This window comes from Corynebacterium sp. HMSC069E04, assembly GCF_001813175.1.
Classification (GTDB): domain Bacteria; phylum Actinomycetota; class Actinomycetes; order Mycobacteriales; family Mycobacteriaceae; genus Corynebacterium; species Corynebacterium aurimucosum.
Genome location: NZ_KV811701.1, coordinates 1 through 940, shown reverse-complemented (window position 1 = coordinate 940; position 940 = coordinate 1). Strand labels below are relative to the sequence as shown.

At 52.4% G+C, this 940-nt stretch carries 1 protein-coding gene; it reads right to left on the bottom strand.

Annotated features, from left to right (window positions below):
* Positions 1 to 9 precede the first annotated feature (9 nt).
* Positions 10 to 940 (bottom strand): IS3 family transposase (locus tag HMPREF2896_RS11425; RefSeq protein WP_141754790.1); only part of this gene is annotated, 931 nt, incomplete at its 5' end.

Here is a 940-nt window from a genome sequence, read left to right as displayed (position 1 = left end):
GTTTTGTTCCTAGGCATTTGCCTTGATTTCTATTATCACTTGCGGCGGGTTCTGCTTCCAAAATTCGGTTTCCACCTCGACCGGGGTTCGGTACCCCAAGCTTTGGTGGAGCCTGGTCTCGTTCCACCATGAGACCCACTCGAACGTCGCGATTTCTACCTCGACAACGTCATTCCACCTGCGAGTATGGATTAGCTCGTTCTTGAAGGAGCCGTTAACGTTTTCAGCCAGAGCATTGTCATAGGAGTCGCCAACTGTTCCAGTAGAAGCGGCAATCCCGTGCTGGGCAAGGCGCTCGTTGTAGACAACGCTGACGTACTGCGAGCCGTGATCCGAATGATGAATGAGACCTGTTGTTTCCTCAGCACACACGATCGCCTGATTGAGAGCTTGCAGCGGCAAAGCTTCGGTACGCATAGAATCTGATAACGCCCACCCAACGATCCGTCGGGAGTAAACGTCGGTGACAAACGCGGCATACACAAAGCCGTTCTTCGTGTGCACATACGTAATGTCAGCCACCCACAGTTTGTTCGGCCCTTGGGCTTTGAATTCACGCTCCACCAAGTCTGGGCGCAGATCAGGCACGTTAGGCTTACGGGTTGTGATTGGTGATCCACCTTTGCCTTTGCCAGAAACACCGGCCAGGCGCATTAAACGGGCAGTTTGTTCACGACCGATATCAATTCCGTCACGGCGGAGAGCATGCCACATTTTCCGTACACCGTAGACACCGTAATTATCCCGATGAATAGCACTAATGCGTTCAACCAGCACAGCATCACGAAGGCGACGAGCACTTAACCCACGGGCCTTGGACTGGCGATACCCACGCGAGGTGATAAACCCACCAGTGCGGTTATTCTTCAACGTCTTACAGATGAACTCGACAGAGAAACGATTCCGGTATTCATCGATGAACCGGATCATTTCCGACGTT